The organism is Sphingobacterium multivorum (assembly GCF_900457465.1).
GTDB lineage: Bacteria > Bacteroidota > Bacteroidia > Sphingobacteriales > Sphingobacteriaceae > Sphingobacterium > Sphingobacterium multivorum.
The window spans coordinates 634,852-651,379 of the sequence record NZ_UAUU01000008.1; the positions used below are offsets into that span (position 1 = coordinate 634,852).

Annotated in this window: 12 protein-coding genes; 6 read left to right on the top strand and 6 right to left on the bottom strand. The window is 41.8% G+C overall.

The window, feature by feature from the left end:
• Nucleotides 1–14: 14 nt before the first annotated feature.
• The 3 genes from DTA23_RS29060 to DTA23_RS11350 all read right to left on the bottom strand — a co-directional run bounded on the left by DTA23_RS29060 (nt 15) and on the right by DTA23_RS11350 (nt 1,884).
• A complete protein-coding gene (locus tag DTA23_RS29060) occupies nt 15–146 on the bottom strand; it encodes a hypothetical protein (protein ID WP_256603458.1) in 132 nt (43 codons plus the stop codon).
• 131 nt (nt 147–277) lie between these two features.
• A complete protein-coding gene (locus DTA23_RS11345) occupies nt 278–1,189 on the bottom strand; it encodes a hypothetical protein (protein WP_112374759.1) in 912 nt (303 codons plus the stop codon).
• Between the two features lie 173 nt (nt 1,190–1,362).
• Complete coding sequence (locus DTA23_RS11350) at nt 1,363–1,884, bottom strand: hypothetical protein (RefSeq protein WP_172462390.1); 522 nt, start codon at nt 1,882–1,884, stop codon at nt 1,363–1,365.
• 980 nt (nt 1,885–2,864) lie between these two features.
• Here DTA23_RS11350 and DTA23_RS11355 point away from each other — a divergent pair.
• From DTA23_RS11355 to DTA23_RS31075, 5 genes are all read left to right on the top strand, one after another.
• A complete protein-coding gene (locus DTA23_RS11355) occupies nt 2,865–7,187 on the top strand; it encodes a CusA/CzcA family heavy metal efflux RND transporter (protein WP_112374761.1) in 4,323 nt (1,440 codons plus the stop codon).
• A gap of 7 nt (nt 7,188–7,194) precedes the next feature.
• A complete protein-coding gene (locus DTA23_RS11360) occupies nt 7,195–8,505 on the top strand; it encodes an efflux RND transporter periplasmic adaptor subunit (protein WP_070564339.1) in 1,311 nt (436 codons plus the stop codon).
• 34 nt (nt 8,506–8,539) lie between these two features.
• The gene (locus DTA23_RS11365; protein ID WP_112374762.1) at nt 8,540–10,573 is read left to right on the top strand and encodes a heavy metal translocating P-type ATPase; all 2,034 of its coding nucleotides are present in this window, start codon (nt 8,540–8,542) and stop codon (nt 10,571–10,573) included.
• A 126-nt stretch (nt 10,574–10,699) separates the two neighbouring features.
• Complete coding sequence (locus DTA23_RS11370; protein WP_112374763.1) at nt 10,700–11,125, top strand: nucleotide excision repair endonuclease; 426 nt, start codon at nt 10,700–10,702, stop codon at nt 11,123–11,125.
• Nucleotides 11,125–11,316, top strand: coding sequence for a hypothetical protein (locus tag DTA23_RS31075; protein ID WP_502263821.1), 192 nt, complete (start codon nt 11,125–11,127; stop codon nt 11,314–11,316). The genes DTA23_RS11370 and DTA23_RS31075 overlap by 1 nt, the downstream gene beginning before the upstream one ends.
• A 221-nt stretch (nt 11,317–11,537) precedes the next feature.
• Here the strand turns inward: DTA23_RS31075 and DTA23_RS11380 are convergent, their stop codons facing one another.
• Complete coding sequence (locus DTA23_RS11380; RefSeq protein ID WP_070564330.1) at nt 11,538–13,136, bottom strand: sulfatase family protein; 1,599 nt, start codon at nt 13,134–13,136, stop codon at nt 11,538–11,540.
• Between the two features lie 170 nt (nt 13,137–13,306).
• On the opposite strand from DTA23_RS11380, the gene DTA23_RS11385 reads away from it, so the two are divergent.
• Nucleotides 13,307–14,509, top strand: a complete 1,203-nt coding sequence (locus DTA23_RS11385; protein ID WP_112374765.1) for an MFS transporter — start codon at nt 13,307–13,309, stop codon at nt 14,507–14,509.
• Between the two features lie 60 nt (nt 14,510–14,569).
• Here DTA23_RS11385 and DTA23_RS11390 read toward each other — a convergent pair whose 3' ends face one another.
• Together DTA23_RS11390 and DTA23_RS11395 are read right to left on the bottom strand one after the other, a co-directional pair.
• Nucleotides 14,570–15,370 carry a GNAT family N-acetyltransferase gene (locus DTA23_RS11390; RefSeq protein WP_070564323.1) on the bottom strand — a complete coding sequence of 267 codons (801 nt, stop codon included), beginning with the start codon at nt 15,368–15,370 and terminating at the stop codon, nt 14,570–14,572.
• A 7-nt stretch (nt 15,371–15,377) separates the two neighbouring features.
• Complete coding sequence (locus tag DTA23_RS11395) at nt 15,378–16,367, bottom strand: GlxA family transcriptional regulator (protein ID WP_112374766.1); 990 nt, start codon at nt 16,365–16,367, stop codon at nt 15,378–15,380.
• Between the last annotated feature and the right edge of the window lie 161 nt (nt 16,368–16,528).

Sequence of the window (16,528 nt, forward strand, 5' to 3'; positions counted from 1 at the left end):
ACATTGGAAATAGTTTACCAGTCGATATTTCTATTGTCTGTTGAACCTACTTCCCATTGTTCGCTCACTTTACCGCTGTTGGCATCTTCTGGTCTGGCGTATGCCGAACCGGCGGCGATACCTTGTTCAAGTTCGATCGTCGTCATGTTTATTCGAGGGGCGATGTATGCTAATTTCTTTTCCATAATACCTTTTTTATCCTTGCTGAATTTCTATTGTTATGCTCAGCGTGTATTTAATTTTTAAGATTATTGATCTATTTATTGACTAATGGTGACTACTGACAAGGGATTTTCTTCTTTCCAGCACCTACACCTTTGATAATTGTACGTCCATCAACAAGTTGGGTCACTTTTACGGTGTTGCTTTGTGTTGCACTCCAAGGGAATGTGTTGAAGCTGTTGCCATTAACGAGTTTAAGTTCATATAGAGGACCGCCGGATGTTTTGCTACCAAACATGGTAACCTGGCCAGTTCTGCTGATGACAAGCTTGATCAATGGGGCTGCACTTGTACCTTTCATGTTGTAGACCTGATCAATTCTTTTACCAGTTTCAATATTGTTGCCTGCGTATTTGCTTCCATCAACAAACTGGATGTTTTGAGCAGAAGAGGCACCCACTTCAAATTGAATTTCTTGTTTCGCCAATTTGACACCATTTACTTCCATGTTAAATGCATTGTCCAGTTCGGTAATGTCGAAAACAAAGCCATAGTCTGCCGCTGGGGCAGTGAAATTTCTATCGATTGTCGTTCCATTGGCATAGAATTTTCCATCTTTCATAATACCCGTTTTACCTCCCGATGTAGTTGCCGGATAACTCCAGTCCAGGCCATTGCTGGTTACATTTTGTGTGCAGGTTCTGAAATTGAGTTTCAGATCGTATTTCTGTCCGGGATTGATCTTAACATTTGGAATGGTGATGTTTGTTTTAGTCTCATCATCCAGTGTTAGACTACCGAGCATCAGTGTTCCATTGCTGGTTGCCGGGTGGATCAATAAAGAGGGGTTACTGATCACGGTACGCAGGCCATTTCCTAAAGCCGGGAATTGCGTGGTCACGCCTGCGTTGTTCAAGCCATTGTAGGTTAGTGTTTGGTCTGAGAATTTCAAATTTGCACTACCATGACTAGGTTTTAATACGGCAGTCCCGATTTGAGTAATAGCTCCGGTCATACTTGGATCCATGGTCAATGTTGTGGTGATTTGGCTAAACCGGTGTTTTAATACAACATTTAAGTTATTTACACCACTTTTTTAACGTTAATGTGCCCGTGTAATACATCAAATCACCACTTATATTGTCTAAGCTGGCAGTGGACAGTGTATTTTGATTGTTGATACCCGGTAATGCTGTGGTACTATTGATCGAATAGGCAATGAACGTGTAAGATTTTTCCAGCGTCAAGAACGATACCTGCAGCAGTAGCTTCCTCACCATAGCTATAAATCTTTTCCGTTACGTAAGCGCCTTGGTTGTCATAGACAACAACTTTATATTTAACGTTTTTGTCCAATGGCTTCTCTTGTGTCTGGACAGCCGCTAGTTTGGGGGTGGACGAAGCGACGAGGCTTTTTGTGATCGCTGAATTGTTTGTTAGGACCACGTCGACAGAACCACCGTTTTCAAGCGGTACTGTCATTTCCTGTACATCAGGTGCATCGATTGATGTGCGTGAAGCTTTTGCAGATGCTTGCTTTTGAACAGCATTGTTGTCCGTTTCAGTGTAAGCTTCTACACCCGAAAGATTGACTTTAACGACAGTTTCTCCTGTCAATGCGGTGTTTTCTCCACTTTTGTTACAGGAGTAGAGACTAAGTGCGAAAGCACTGCAACCCAGCATGAACAGGTTAGTCAGTCGGTGATGGGGGATTAGATTCATGTTAATTGACATTTTGTTTTGTTATTGATTTTTTGATTTAGTTATTGATTTATTTGTTGTACTGTTTTTGCAGGTGTATGCCTGTTTATGTTTAAAATGTGGTATACGATTGCTTTTTTTGTTGCTATTATTTTTATCGATGCAATTATATAAATAGCATTTTACTTAATATGACGTATTTGTATTATCTTATTTTTCTTATAGAGAAATATCTACAATACAACTATTTGCTGCTTTAAGGCTGTTTAAACATGTTTTATGCTGTTTTTCTGTAAATTACAATTCGTTTTATTTGAATAATAATTTACTTGTAATTAATATTAGTATCGAGTGATTGTTCTTTGTTGGGTTATGCGGTTTGTGTGGATTTAAGGTTAAGAAAAGCGTTCGATAGAGGGCAACTGTTCCATTGTTTTTTAGGAAGAATAGGATGTGATGATCGCAATAGATTTCTGAGACTAAGCGGAGATTTTAATTTATTTTTTAAATTTGTGCATTCATGAGGTTAATTGTTTTCATATTGATAGCATATATTATGGGACTTTCTTTTGTTCCCTGCAGTGATTCTACCAATCGCTGCGAGCAGACTGCTATGGAAAGACAATTAAACCAAACTCATAACCATAATGATGACGCGTCCGATGCCTGTTCGATTTCTGCTATTGCAATTGTTGTAGTGGAAATATAACGGCTTATGCGTATCAATTTCCGCAAATAGATGGTGTCCCGGTTTCAATTTATTTTGATAATCGTAATCCTGTCCTCAATACAGCGATTGTTTCCAGTTATTTTGGGAGCATCTGGCAGCCGCCAAAGGTTAATGCTTAATTTTTCGTAAAAATTCTAGAAACAAATCTGATAGAGCATGCTATGCTGTTCTTTATTCAGCTTTGTGCTCGGAATACGCTTGTTGTATGGTATTACGACAAAAGATGAGCTATTCTAACGAGCTATTATTTAAGCATTAATCACGTATAATTGTGTTAGATCATATTATAAAATTTAGCATTAAGAACAAGATCATTATCGGTTTAATGACCTTGTTGCTTATCATTTGGGGGGCATGGAGTGCAACGAAACTGCCAATCGATGCCGTTCCCGATATTACCAATAATCAAGTCCAGATCTTTACCTCTTGTCCAACGCTTGCCGGGCAGGAAGTGGAACAATTGGTTACTTTTCCAATTGAACAAAGTATTGCAACTGTACCCAAAATTGAGGAGATCAGGAGTATTTCGCGCTTTGGACTTTCTGTCATTACTGTTGTTTTTGACGATGATGTAGATATCTATTTTGCCCGTCAGCTGATTGGTGAGCGTTTAAAAGAAGCGGTGGATCAGATTCCACAAGGTATTGGTAAACCTGAGCTGGCTCCAGTGAGTACTGGACTAGGAGAAGTATATCAATATATTATACATCCCAAAAAGGGAAGCGAAAAGAAATACAACGCAAAAGATTTGCGCACCATGCAAGATTGGATTGTTGCCCGTCAGCTCTATGGCACACCTGGAATTGCCGAGGTCAATAGTTTCGGTGGTGAGCTCAAACAATATGAAGTAGCTGTTGATCCGAATAGACTTAAGGCGATGAATATCACCATTCCAGAGCTATTTACTGCCCTGGAGAAAAACAATCAAAATACAGGTGGTGCCTATATTGATAAAAAACCGAATGCCTACTTTATTCGGGGAATTGGGCTGGCGACCTCCTTGGAAGATGTCAGAAATATTGCCATCCGAAAATCTGGAGCAATACCGATTTATGTTAAAGATGTTGCGGATGTACGTTTTGGTCATGCTGTGCGCTATGGTGCCTTGACATACAATGGTGAGGTTGATGCTGTGGGAGGTGTCGTCATGATGCTAAAGGGTGAAAACAGCAATGAGGTGGTCAACCGCGTGAAAGAAAAACTACCGACTATTCAAAAGTCGCTACCTGATGATGTGGTTATAGAGCCCTATTTGGACCGGACAGACCTCGTTGGGCGTGCGATAAGTACCGTTGAAAAAAATCTGATTGAAGGTGCCCTGATCGTCATTTTTGTCCTGGTCTTATTTCTTGGGAACTTGCGTGCAGGTCTTATCGTTGCGTCGGCGATTCCACTGGCGCTGCTGTTTGCACTTGGACTGATGAACGTCTTCGGCGTAAGCGCCAATTTAATGAGTTTGGGCGCGATAGATTTCGGTTTGATTGTAGACGGAGCCGTCATTGTGGTGGAAGCTACACTACACCATTTAGGCTTACGAAAGTCTACCGAGAAATTGACCCAGGCCGAAATGGACCATGAGGTATTTGAGTCTGCTTCAAAGATTCGTACCAGTGCAGCCTTTGGTGAGATTATTATTCTTATTGTCTATATTCCAATTTTAACATTAGTGGGTGTTGAAGGGAAAATGTTTCGTCCAATGGCACAAACAGTTGGGTTTGCTATTTTCGGCGCATTGATTCTCTCGTTAACCTATATCCCCATGATGTGCGCTCTGTTCCTACCGAAAAAACACAGCGACAAGAAAACGTTGAGCGACCGGATGATTGCGGGACTGCAACGTATTTATGAGCCTTTATTACAAAAAGCCATTCGGTTTAAATACCTAATCGTGAGTTTAACCGTTGCCATTTTTGCTTTGTCGGCCTTCTTTTTTAAGAATATGGGAGGCGAATTTATTCCACAATTGCAGGAAGGTGATTATGCATTCCATTGCATACTTCCCCAGGGAAGCTCACTTTCGCAAAGTATCGAAACCTCGATGCAGGCATCCCGGATTATCAAAGAGTTCGATGAGGTGAAGATGGTTGTCGGTAAAACAGGAGCTGCTGAGGTACCAACAGACCCTATGCCACCGGAAGCGACAGATATTATGGTGGTATTGAAGCCTCAAAAAGAGTGGAAGTCGGGCCGTTCTTATGAAGAACTGGGGAGCGCTATTCTGGAGAAACTAGAAGTAATTCCGGGTGTCTTCTTCGAAAAAAACCAACCTATTCAAATGCGTTTTAATGAACTAATGACGGGTATCCGTCAGGATGTTGCTGTAAAGATCTTCGGTGAAAACATCGATTCGCTGGCCGCTTACGCCAATGTGGTTGCCGCGCAGATTCAATCCGTTCAAGGGGCGACTTCGCCACAAGTGGAGCGTGTATCCGGCCTCCCACAAATCAATATCGTTTATGACCGCACCCGTATTGCAAATTATGGCTTGACGATTCAGGACGTCAATGACGTGGTGAGTACTGCTTTTGCCGGTCGAAGCACGGGACAGATCTATGAAAATGAACGTCGCTTTGATTTGGTCGTCCGGTTAGATACAACGCATCGAAACAGCATTGATGATGTGCGTAATCTGATGATTCCTACAGATACGGGTACGCAGATTCCGCTTTCTCAGGTCGCTGCCATTGATTATAAATTGGGGCCGGCCCAGATCAGCCGCGAAGCGGGTAAACGAAGAATTGTGATTGGATTTAATGTGGCCGGGCGTGATGTTCAAACCGTCGTAAAAGATATCCAACAACAATTGGCTGCAAATGTAAAACTTCCTGCAGGGTATTATTTCACCTATGGGGGGCAGTTTGAGAATTTACAGAAGGCGAGCTCACGCTTGTTGATTGCTGTGCCAGTTTCCTTATTGCTTATTTTTATGCTGTTGTATTTCACGTTTCATTCCTTTAAGCAGGCGACGCTTATTTTTACTGCAATTCCAATGAGTGCTATCGGGGGTGTATTTGCGTTGATGTTGCGCGGCATGCCTTTCAGTATTAGTGCCGGTATCGGTTTTATTGCCTTGTTTGGCGTAGCCGTACTCAATGGTATCGTTTTAATTGGGACATTCAATCAGTTGAAAAAAGAGGGTGTCGATGATATTTTTCAACGCGTTAAAGAAGGTACGTTGACTCGTCTGCGTCCAGTACTCATGACTGCGACCGTGGCTTCACTGGGCTTTTTACCGATGGCAATAAGTACAAGTGCCGGCGCTGAAGTTCAGAAACCTTTGGCAACGGTTGTTATTGGCGGATTGGTAACGGCAACTTTCCTGACCTTGTTTGTGCTACCCTTATTGTATATAATTTTTAATTCTAAATTGAATATGAAACGAAGTAGAGGTGCTAAGACCATCGTCACAATACTTGCTTTCCTATTTATGGCTTTGGGATCTCAGGTGTTTGGACAGGAGCGCATTTCTGTCACAGAAGCTGTAGAAACTGCGCTGAAGAACAATCGTCAGTTTCAGATCAACCAGGCTGAAATCGTGGGCGCTGGTTTCAATGTTAAGACGGCGACTGAAATTCCCAAGACCGGGATTTTTGCAGAAAATGAAGATTACCGTCCTACGGATAAGGCCGGCTTATTGAAAATTGGTATAACGCAAAGTATTGCCTGGCCTGGACTCTACACTGCGCGTAAGGCGTATTTTAAAGAACAACTAAAATATGTGAACCTAAATACAGATGTATTGAAAACTGCGATTACCAAAGACGTGAGGACAGCCTATTTTCAGCTCTGGTATCTTCAGGATCGCCAAAAACTGTATATGGAGTTGGATAGTATCTATACCGCCATGTTCAAAGCAACTGAACTTCGCTTTAGAACAGGTGACGTAGCTGCGCTGGATAAGATTGCGGCTGAAGCAAAGCTGAAAGAGCTGCAGGCACAACTTGTTCAAAACAAAAAGGATATCATTATTCAGCAACAGCAATTGATGATGTTGTTAGACCGTAATGAGTGGATGCTCCCATTGGATCAATCCTTGGAGAAGATTGTCGTGGACGCAAGTCCATCAGATGAAACGGCGCATCCTTTACTGGTTTTACAGCAGCAAAATGTAAATATCGCTTCATCAAACATCAGTGTTCAGAAAAATACCAATAAGCCTGAGTTCTCGGGTCGATTTTTCTCCCAACGTGTTTGGGGAGCCAAAGATCCATTATCGGGATTCTCGGTCTCCGCATCCTTCCCGGTCTTTAGCTTGGGCGCCTATAAAAGTAAAGTGAAGGTTGCCAACGCTGAAATGGAAGTTCAACAGCGTAAGTTGGAATATGATACGCAGGTATTCCAGACAAATAAAGGGAATGCACTTGCTGAAATTGACAAGAATAGTGCATTGCTGCAATTTTATGAGTCTTCGGGGTTAAAACAAGCTGATGCAATTATTAAAGCAGCTAGTTTGGGTTATAGAACGGGGGAGATCAATTTTGCTGAATTAAGCCAATTTTTAAGTCAGGCCATTGGCATTCGCCAGAATTATTTAGAAGTCCTCAATCAGTATAATCAATCAGCAATTCAATATAATTACTTCAATAACAAATAAGGCAACAATGAAAGTTTTCATAAAGATATTTATCGTATGTGTAGCCGTTACTGTTTTTTACGGTTGCGGTTCTAATGAGTCGGAGCGTAAAGGTCAACCGGAAGAAAAGGAAGTACCCAAAGCCGAAGCGGAGCATGAGGAAGGGCCGGTTACGGTGGCGGCATTGAGTGCTGCACAAATAAAGGCTGTGGGAATCGTTTTTGGAGGGATTGAAGAGAAGGAACTAACAGCTACCATTAAGGCCAATGGACTTTTGAGTGTACCCAATAACAATAAAGCGAATGCGACGGCGCTTTATGGTGGTGTTGTAAAGACATTGAATGTGCAGCTGGGGGACAATGTGCGTAAGGGGCAGGTGATCGCTACGATTACCAACCCCCAGTTTGTACAATTGCAGGAGGAATATGTATCCCTGGCAAGTAAGATTACCTTGGCCGAACAAGAAATGGCAAGGCAACAGGAACTCAATGAAGGCAATGCAGGCGCACGGAAAAATCTGCAGGCCGCAACAGCAGACTTCAACAGTTTAAGGGCCCGAAAGGCTTCTTTGCAACAACAGATCCAATTGATGGGTATTAACCCCAATAGCGTGAATCTGTCCAATATGCGAACTTCACTGGCCGTAACAAGCCCTATCAATGGAACAGTTAGTAATGTTTTTGCGAAAATAGGGAGTTATGTGGATGTCTCTTCTCCGGTGATCGAGATTGTTGACAATAGTCTGTTGCATTTGGATCTGCAGGTATTTGAAAAGGATCTACCTTTGGTTAAAGTCGGACAGCTCATCAACTTTCAGCTGACCAACAATCCGGATAAGACCTATACCGCTAAAGTTTTTACAATTGGATCTTCATTTGAAAATGACAGCAAGACCATCGCTGTACACAGTACGGTTGTGGGCAGCAAAGTGGGGTTGATTGATGGGATGAACATTACGGGTATGATCGGTGTCAAAAATGTGCGGACTCCGGCTGTTCCGAATGACGCAATCGTGGAGGCTGACGGCAAGTATTATATTTTTGTGGAGACCAACAAGAAACCGGAAGAGCATGAGGAGGGGCATGACGATCACGGGCATGCGCACGATGAAGGTGAAGCAAAACATGCACATAAAAATGAGCAAGAAGCCGGGCAGCATGGAGAAGAACAGGCTAAAAACATCAATTTTGAAAAAATTGAGATTCAAAAAGGCGTATCTGCTTTGGGATATACTGCGATTACCCCGGTTACAGAAGTGCCTGCTGGAACAAAAATTGTTGTGAAGGGTGCTTTTTTTATCAATGCCAAAATGAGCAATACAGGTGGGCACGAACATTAATTGACCGTATTTGTTAACATAATCAAAGCAAGTGATGGAACATAAACATCGTTATGATGCACAAGGCAGGCAGCTTTGTTGTACACAGACAGAAAAAATATATAATCAGGCTGGAGCTGAGGATCTTATTGGGAAAGCTCCGGCTTCCAGCCAAGGTCATGACCATAGCCATGATGAGGACGGTCACGATCACTCGACGGCAGGGGCCAGTCAGATGCAGTTATTTCTACCTGCGCTAATTTCTTTTATCTTACTCATTGCTGCTATAGCCATGGATAATTGGATTGCACAATCCTGGTTTAAGGATTGGGTCCGTACAGGCTGGTACATATTAGCTTATCTACCGGTTGGGTTTCCTGTTATCAGGGATGCTTTAAAGAGTATAGCCAAAGGGGAAATCTTTTCGGAGTTTTTGTTAATGAGTATTGCTACCATAGGCGCTTTTGGGATCAAAGAATACCCCGAGGCTGTAGCGGTAATGTTGTTTTACGCCGTAGGAGAGGTGTTTCAGACCTTGGCGGTAAGTAGGGCTAAAAGTAATATTAAGGCTCTACTGGATCAGCGTCCGGATGAGGTGACCATTTTGGAGAATGGAAAGAGCAAAGTGATCAAAGCTGCCGATGCAGGTATTGGAGCAATAATTCAGCTGAAACCTGGTGAAAAGCTTGGGCTTGATGGTGAATTGTTGTCTGAGCAAGGTGCATTTAATACAGCTGCGCTGACTGGCGAGAGCAAGCCAGATACAAAGATGAAGGGTGATGTTGTACTGGCTGGAATGATTAATATGAACACCGTGAGCCTAATTCAAGTGACAACAGCATATCAGGACAGCAAGTTGAGCAAAATCCTCGAGCTCGTACAGAACGCAACGGCTCAAAAAGCACCCACAGAGCTGTTTATTCGCAAATTTGCTAAGATTTATACCCCAATTGTCGTGTTTTTGGCCATTGGAATTTGTCTCCTGCCTTACTTGTTTGTGGATCAATATGTATTTAGCGAATGGTTGTATAGGGCTCTCGTGTTTTTAGTGATCTCTTGCCCCTGTGCACTCGTCATTTCAATTCCTTTGGGGTATTTTGGTGGAATTGGTGCTGCAAGTAGAAATGGTATACTTTTTAAAGGCAGTAATTTTTTGGATGCGATGGCAGCTATCCGCCATGTCGTGATGGATAAAACCGGAACAATGACTGCCGGCGTTTTTAAAGTGCAGGAAATTAAGCTACAGGCCGGTTACGACGAAGCAAGGATTTTAAAGCTCGTCAATAAAATAGAGAGCCACAGTAGCCATCCAGTTGCAACAGCGATTAGAGAATATGTCGGTCCGATCGATGAGTCTGTCGATCTCAATACCATAGAAGAAATCCCTGGACATGGACTAAAAGCTATGGCTGATGGCAAAGTGTTGCTGGTGGGCAACTTTAAATTGCTGGACAAATTTAATGTAGTCTATGATATCGATCCCAATAGTATCGTATATACGACCATCGCGATCGCTTTAGATGGTAAATTTGTAGGATTCATGACCATTGCTGATAGCATCAAAGCGGATGCTGCGCTTACCATACAGCTACTGCATAAACTCGGTGTAAAAGCCACAATGCTGAGCGGGGACAAGACGACTGTTGTCGCCTATGTTGCCAAGGAACTTGGAATAGATCAGGCCTATGGCGATCTGCTGCCGGAAGATAAAGTGAATAAAGTCAGGGAAATAAAGGGACTAAACGAATCTGTTGCTTTTGTGGGGGATGGCGTTAATGATGCTCCGGTTGTCGCACTGAGCGATGTTGGAATAGCGATGGGGGGACTGGGCAGTGATGCGACGATCGAGACGGCAGATGTCGTGATACAAGATGATAAACCTTCGAAAATTCCAATGGCGATTCGCATTGGAAAAGAGACGAAAAAAGTCGTTTATCAGAATATAGGCCTTGCCTTCATAGTTAAGGGGATCGTGTTGATTCTTGGCGCTGGGGGATTGGCAACGATGTGGGAGGCAGTCTTTGCCGATGTTGGCGTATCGTTGATTGCGATATTGAATGCCATAAGAATTCAGAAAATGAAATTTTGACATTTAGCATCAAGTTGCACCCGCCCTTTTCATTGGATGAAATGAAGGGTGGGTGTATGCCTATTTTTATTAGCCATCATCTAAAACACTAAATATATTAGTATATTTGGGCGTGATTTTTATGTAATGACGAAAGAGCAAATTGCCGGATTGCTTGAAGGAGTACCTTCAGCAGTCGGCGTATATTATATTTATGATAAGCATGATGCGCTAATTTATGTGGGCAAGAGTATCGATATTAGAAATAGGTTATTGCAGCATTTTAGAAGTACAGATTTTAAGGAACGTAAAATCCAAGGAGCAGCCTGCAGAGTTGGATTTGAACTGACCGGTCATGAATTACTTGCGTTATTGTATGAATCTGACCTGATCAAAAAACACCAACCCTACTACAATCGAGCGCAGCGTCGAACTTACTATGGATTTGGCCTTTATCTGGCTGTGAATCCGTCAGGTTATCAAGTCTTGCAGGTTGAGACACTTGATCCCGAACGTGAAGAGTTAATGACTTTTCGAGTTACCAGGAGGGGCGGGAGCAATTATTTCATATAGTGGAAGCTTATCAGCTGTGTCAAAAAATAAACAAGTTACAGACGTATACGAAACATTGTTTTCAGTATATGTTGAAGACCTGCAAGGGGCTTGTATTGCGCAGGAGCTTCCAGAAGACTATAATCGAAGAGTGCAGGAATTTGTCGTCTCTTCGGAGCTTCCGCTGGGCGAAATATTTTTGGAATTTTTAGGGCGTAATCCCAATGAAAAGGGCCTTGTTTACTTGTTGGACGGTCGGTATAAAGGATTTGGCTACTGCAATAAGCGTGTTTCTAGCGAAAAGAAAAAGCGAGAAGCCATCGTCTTCAAGGCCGAGAACAGAGATGTTAGACGTATTTTGAGACGCTATTTCAAACTCAACCCTGTTTAAATTTTTAACAACACTGATTTACTGGCTTGATACACCAGTAAATCAGTGTTTCACCTTTGGTAAAAACTTTTTGTCGTTCTCATCGGAATCTTTATAGTAGGCTCGCGCTTCGTCCAGTTTATGATGCATTTCTTCACGTACGTTGTGGTATCCTTGTACATGGTATACATTCTGCATTTCCTGTGGATCTTTTTCTAGATCGTATAATTCCCACTCATCTTTGTCATAATAGAAATGGATCAGTTTGTACCTTTCGGTACGAATTCCATAATGTCGTTTTACCATGTGAATGGAAGGATACTCATAATAGGTGTAATATACGGCATCGCGCCATTGCTTTTCTTTTCCATTGAGTAGGCCACGAAAAGATTTTCCCTGCATATCTTTCGGGATTGCAAGTCCTGCATAATCTAGGATTGTTGGGGCAAAATCGAGATTCTGGACAAGTGCTTTTGAGGATTGGCCAGCTTTAATTTCTGCTGGATAGCGGATCAATAAGGGAGTTCGAAGCGATTCCTCATACATAAAACGTTTATCAAACCAACCATGTTCACCTAGATAGAATCCTTGGTCTGAGGTATAAATGACAATGGTATTTTCGTCAAGTCTATTATCTTTCAGAAATTCCAATAGGCGTCCAACACCATCGTCTACCGCTGCAACGGTACCCAGGTAATCTTGCATATAGCGTTGATATCGCCAGCGCATCAGGTCTTCTTTGGACATGCTGGGATATTTTATCTTAAAATCTGCCATAATTGGGTTGTATATTGAATCCCATGTTGCACGTTGTGCTGCGGTCATTCTTCCTAAGTTTCCATTAAAGGCAGCTTTATCCCAAGATAGATATTCTTTTAGTCCCAATTCATCCATTAGCGTAGGCGGTATCTTATTGTCACCAGCCCAGTTCATGTGTTTAAGGATATTCATTTCCGCGGTTTTTGCGGCGGTTCCTCTTCCTTCGTAGGTGTCGAATAGATTGTCCGGTTCTTTATAGGTTTTTGATGTATATTGTTGAATATGCCGTAAAGCAGGTAGCCATTCTCGGTGTGGCGCTTTTTGATGATAAAGCACACAGAATGGTTTACTAGTATCTCTTTTAGCGATCCAATCTAAGGTCATATCGGTGGTGAGATCCGATACATAGCCTGGCATTTGTTGTTTCACACCATTGATAATGAAGTTAGGATTATAATATTCGCCCTGGTCGATAAGTACCGCGGAGTAGTTGAATCCTTGTGGCAATCCATCCATGTGGATTTTACCAATTAATGCTGTTTGGTACCCATTTTTTTGAAGAATCTTGGCAAAGTTGTCCTGATTCCAGTCGAATTTTGCCTCATTATCAATTTTCCCATTCATATAACTGTGCTTTCCCGTTAAAAGTACAGCCCGACTGGGCGCACATAATGAATTTGTCACGGTCGCACGTGTGAAAATGGCACCTTCCTTTGCTAATCTGTCAATATTGGGTGTTTCATTTAATCCGTAACCATAAGCGCTGATCGCTTGATAACCATGGTCATCACTCATGATATATACAATATTTGGATGCTTTTTTGTCTGCTCTTTTTGTGCCAATGCCCAAAAAGGTACACATGCGTACAAGGTGAACGTAAGAATATAATGATGCAATTTCATGGTTAAGGTTTGTATGTGTTGCGACGATCGTTTTTACCACAAGCTAATATAGCTGTTTTCATTGAGACAAAGATGATGCTATTAGTTTAATGATACCTTTTACTATTTAAATGATTTGTTTATTTTATTATTCTGATAGAAATTTGCAGTATTGATAATTTTACTTATATATGAAGAAGAGTTTATCAGCACTTGCACTAGGGGGATTAGGGATAGGTATTACCGAATTTAGTATGATGGGGATGTTACCGGACGTTGCCCAAAGCCTGCAAGTTTCAATTCCGGAAGCTGGTTATCTCATTACCGCTTATGCTTTGGGTGTTGTTATTGGTGCTCCACTATTGGTAGTTGCTATGAATCGGTTGTCGCCCCTTAAAACCCTGATTACCCTCATGGGATTATTTACCCTGTTTAATGGATTATCTGTGATTGCTCCAGACTACGGTCTTTTGCTGGTGTCGCGTTTTATTTCAGGATTGCCGCATGGTGCTTTCTTCGGTGTAGGGTCTGTCATTGCTAGTCGATTGGCCGATCCTGGGAAAGAAGCGCAGGCGGTAGCGACGATGTATTCGGGATTGACCGTTGCCAATTTATTTGGGGTTCCATTGGGTACCTATATAGGGCATCATTTTTCATGGCGTTATACTTTCTTATTGATTGTTGTCGTCGGTATTTTGACCATGTTAGCCTTAAAGTTGTGGATGCCTAAAATGAAAGCAGCACCTAAAAATAATCCCTGGAAGGACTTTGGCATTTTTCGCAATGTGAATGTCTGGTTTATGGTTTTATTATTTTCAGTGGCCCCAGGGGCGTTGTTTGCCTGGATAAGTTATATTGCTCCGCTGATGACTGAAGTGTCTGGGATTGCTGATAAATACCTGCCGTATATTATGGTGTTGGCTGGATTGGGTATGTTTGTGGGGAATTTGATCGGCGGGAAGTTGACGGATACTTTTTCGCCAACAAAGGTGGTCGTAGCCGTATTGGTGGTTCAGATTTTATGTATGCTGGCTATTTATGGCCTGTCCGACAACGTTGGGATATCCTTGGTGATGACTTTTTTAACCGGAGTCACTACTTTTGCGCTTGTACCTTCGTTAACCCTATTATTGCTTAATTCGGTAAAGAGTGATGCTGAAATGTTGGTTGCTTCTCTGGGGCCTGCATGTTTTAATATTGCGAATGCGTTGGGTGCTTTTTTAGGTGGTGTGCCTATTAATCAAGGCTATGGTTACACTTCTCCAGCTTTGGTTGGTGCGGTAATGGCGGCATTAGGGATAGTCATTTCTTTATGTTACATCCAACGAAGCAAAAAGCAGCCGACTATGGATAACAAAGAAGTTCTTGAGGATGCCGTTGGTCAACTTTCATAACCCTTCATGTCGTCTTGAAATTTGTTGTCGGTCCTAAGAAAATAGCGAATAGAATTGATGTTAACCAATATTTCCACCAATTCTATTGAAGATAGACTTAAATTGAACATCGATATTTTCCCCCAGGTACATGCGCTTGGCCCGGCGTTTTATAGGATTTCGTTGGTTCAATAGGAAGGAAACTGTGGTTGTATTCTCTTGAGGTAGTACAATTTTGGAATTTTGCCTTAAATAGAGTTTTAACAAAGCCATTCCGGCGGATTGTTTATTGGCGACAATAAGACCTTCTCCCAAAGTGGGAAGATAATAGCCGCGGACAGTTTCGTTCTCCACATAGACAAAGCCAGCCGTGAAATGTGGTTCTATTTCGAACCGTCTATTTTCGGCAGCAGTTTTCTGGTCGAGTGCCAAAAGTTGCTCGCTATAACGGGATTGATAGTGCTGTATGCTGTGGTCCGGTTCTTCAAGCTGAGTGATCTGTATATCCTCAAAGAAAAGATAGGAAGAAGATTCCTTAAAGCCGAGTTTTGTGTAAACTGGTGCGCCCATATCCGTTGCAATGAGTTGGATGCTCTTGCATTTTTTGCTATTTGCTATACGAATAAGTTCTTGGGTGATGTGTTTCCCATAGCCTTTTCCTCTTTCATCGGCAGAAACGATAATATGTCCCAACCAGGCTACGTTACTATGGATAATGGTCGTACCTATGGCGACAATTTTCTGATCGACCAGGAGTTTTATGGGAAAACAAAAAGGGCTTTCTATATAGTGTTGTATTTTGATCGTGATATTGCCCCATCCTTCCGGACTTAGCGTTGTAATTATGGGAAGATCGGAAAACTGAATAGGATCAAAATTCATGTAGCCTCTATTTTATTGCGGTTTTATTGTACTTGTTTTTATATTCAAGGGGGGATAGTCCCGTAAACCGGCGGAATATTTCACGAAAAGCCTTTACGTCAGTATACCCAATAGCGTACATTACTTCATTTACCGTTTTCCGCGAGCTTTCCAATTCCTTTTTTGCCGATTCCACTTTTATCCGTTGAAGATATTCCACAGGTGTATTACCTGTCGCTTTAATAAATCTACGGTCGAAATTCCGGCGTCCGACGGTGAATTTTTCAGATAACTTCTCCATGGAGATTTTTTCTGAGAAGTTATTCTCGAGATAGTCCTGTGCACGCATGACCATTTCATCGCCATGTGACTTTTGACCATTAAAGATCATAAAATCGGATTGCGTTTGTCTGGCAATATCAATTTGAAATATTTTGGAGCAATAAATCGCTGTCTGTCTGTCGTAAAACTTTTCAACCAGGTAAAGGAGGAGGTTGAGGAAGGAATAACCGCCACCATTGGTATAGATTCCCTGCTCATCGGTAATAATTTGTTCAGTTTTTAAGTTGACTTTGGGGAAGAGCTTATGGAAGTTTGCTGCTGATTTCCAATGGATAGAGCAGCTTTTGTTATCTAAAAGTCCCGTGGATGCGAGCAGATATGCACCGGTACACATGCTTGCTACATTTGCTCCTTTGGCATGATGGTGTAATATCCATTCTGAAAGAACGCTATTCCCAGCTTCTATTGCAGTAAAATTGGAAATGACAGCGGGTACAATAATGAGGTCTGTTTTTTGAATTGCAGTGATATCTTTCTGTGGCATGACCGTTAATAATCCATTGACAAAGTTACTCTGTTTAGAAACTCCTGCTAATTCTATAATAAATATAGGCTCCCTGTTCAGTTGATCGTAATAGCGGTTCGCTTCGGTGAATACATGGTATGTTCCAATAATGCACGATATGGTATTAGGGCCTGTCTGACTGTTTGGAACTAAGATCGTTAGGTGTTTCATGTTGAAAGTTTATAAGATTGAATAAACGATAGTACGCTTATTTGATACTATTCAAATATACCGAAACGACTTGTCTAAATCAACCGCTGAGAATGTCTATTTTACACCCCTTTTTGTGTTTTGAACTCCACTATATTTGATCTATAAATTTAAATTAATAC

Coding starts and splice junctions, on each gene's coding strand:
- DTA23_RS11380 (WP_070564330.1), bottom strand. CDS start 13,136: ATGAAATTGCATCATTATATTCTTACGTTCACCTTGTACGCATGTGTA.
- DTA23_RS11385 (WP_112374765.1), top strand. CDS start 13,307: ATGAAGAAGAGTTTATCAGCACTTGCACTAGGGGGATTAGGGATAGGT.
- DTA23_RS29060 (WP_256603458.1), bottom strand. CDS start 146: ATGACGACGATCGAACTTGAACAAGGTATCGCCGCCGGTTCGGCATAC.
- DTA23_RS11360 (WP_070564339.1), top strand. CDS start 7,195: ATGAAAGTTTTCATAAAGATATTTATCGTATGTGTAGCCGTTACTGTT.
- DTA23_RS11345 (WP_112374759.1), bottom strand. CDS start 1,189: ATGGATCCAAGTATGACCGGAGCTATTACTCAAATCGGGACTGCCGTA.
- DTA23_RS11390 (WP_070564323.1), bottom strand. CDS start 15,370: ATGAATTTTGATCCTATTCAGTTTTCCGATCTTCCCATAATTACAACG.
- DTA23_RS11350 (WP_172462390.1), bottom strand. CDS start 1,884: ATGAATCTAATCCCCCATCACCGACTGACTAACCTGTTCATGCTGGGT.
- DTA23_RS11370 (WP_112374763.1), top strand. CDS start 10,700: ATGACGAAAGAGCAAATTGCCGGATTGCTTGAAGGAGTACCTTCAGCA.
- DTA23_RS11395 (WP_112374766.1), bottom strand. CDS start 16,367: ATGAAACACCTAACGATCTTAGTTCCAAACAGTCAGACAGGCCCTAAT.
- DTA23_RS11365 (WP_112374762.1), top strand. CDS start 8,540: ATGGAACATAAACATCGTTATGATGCACAAGGCAGGCAGCTTTGTTGT.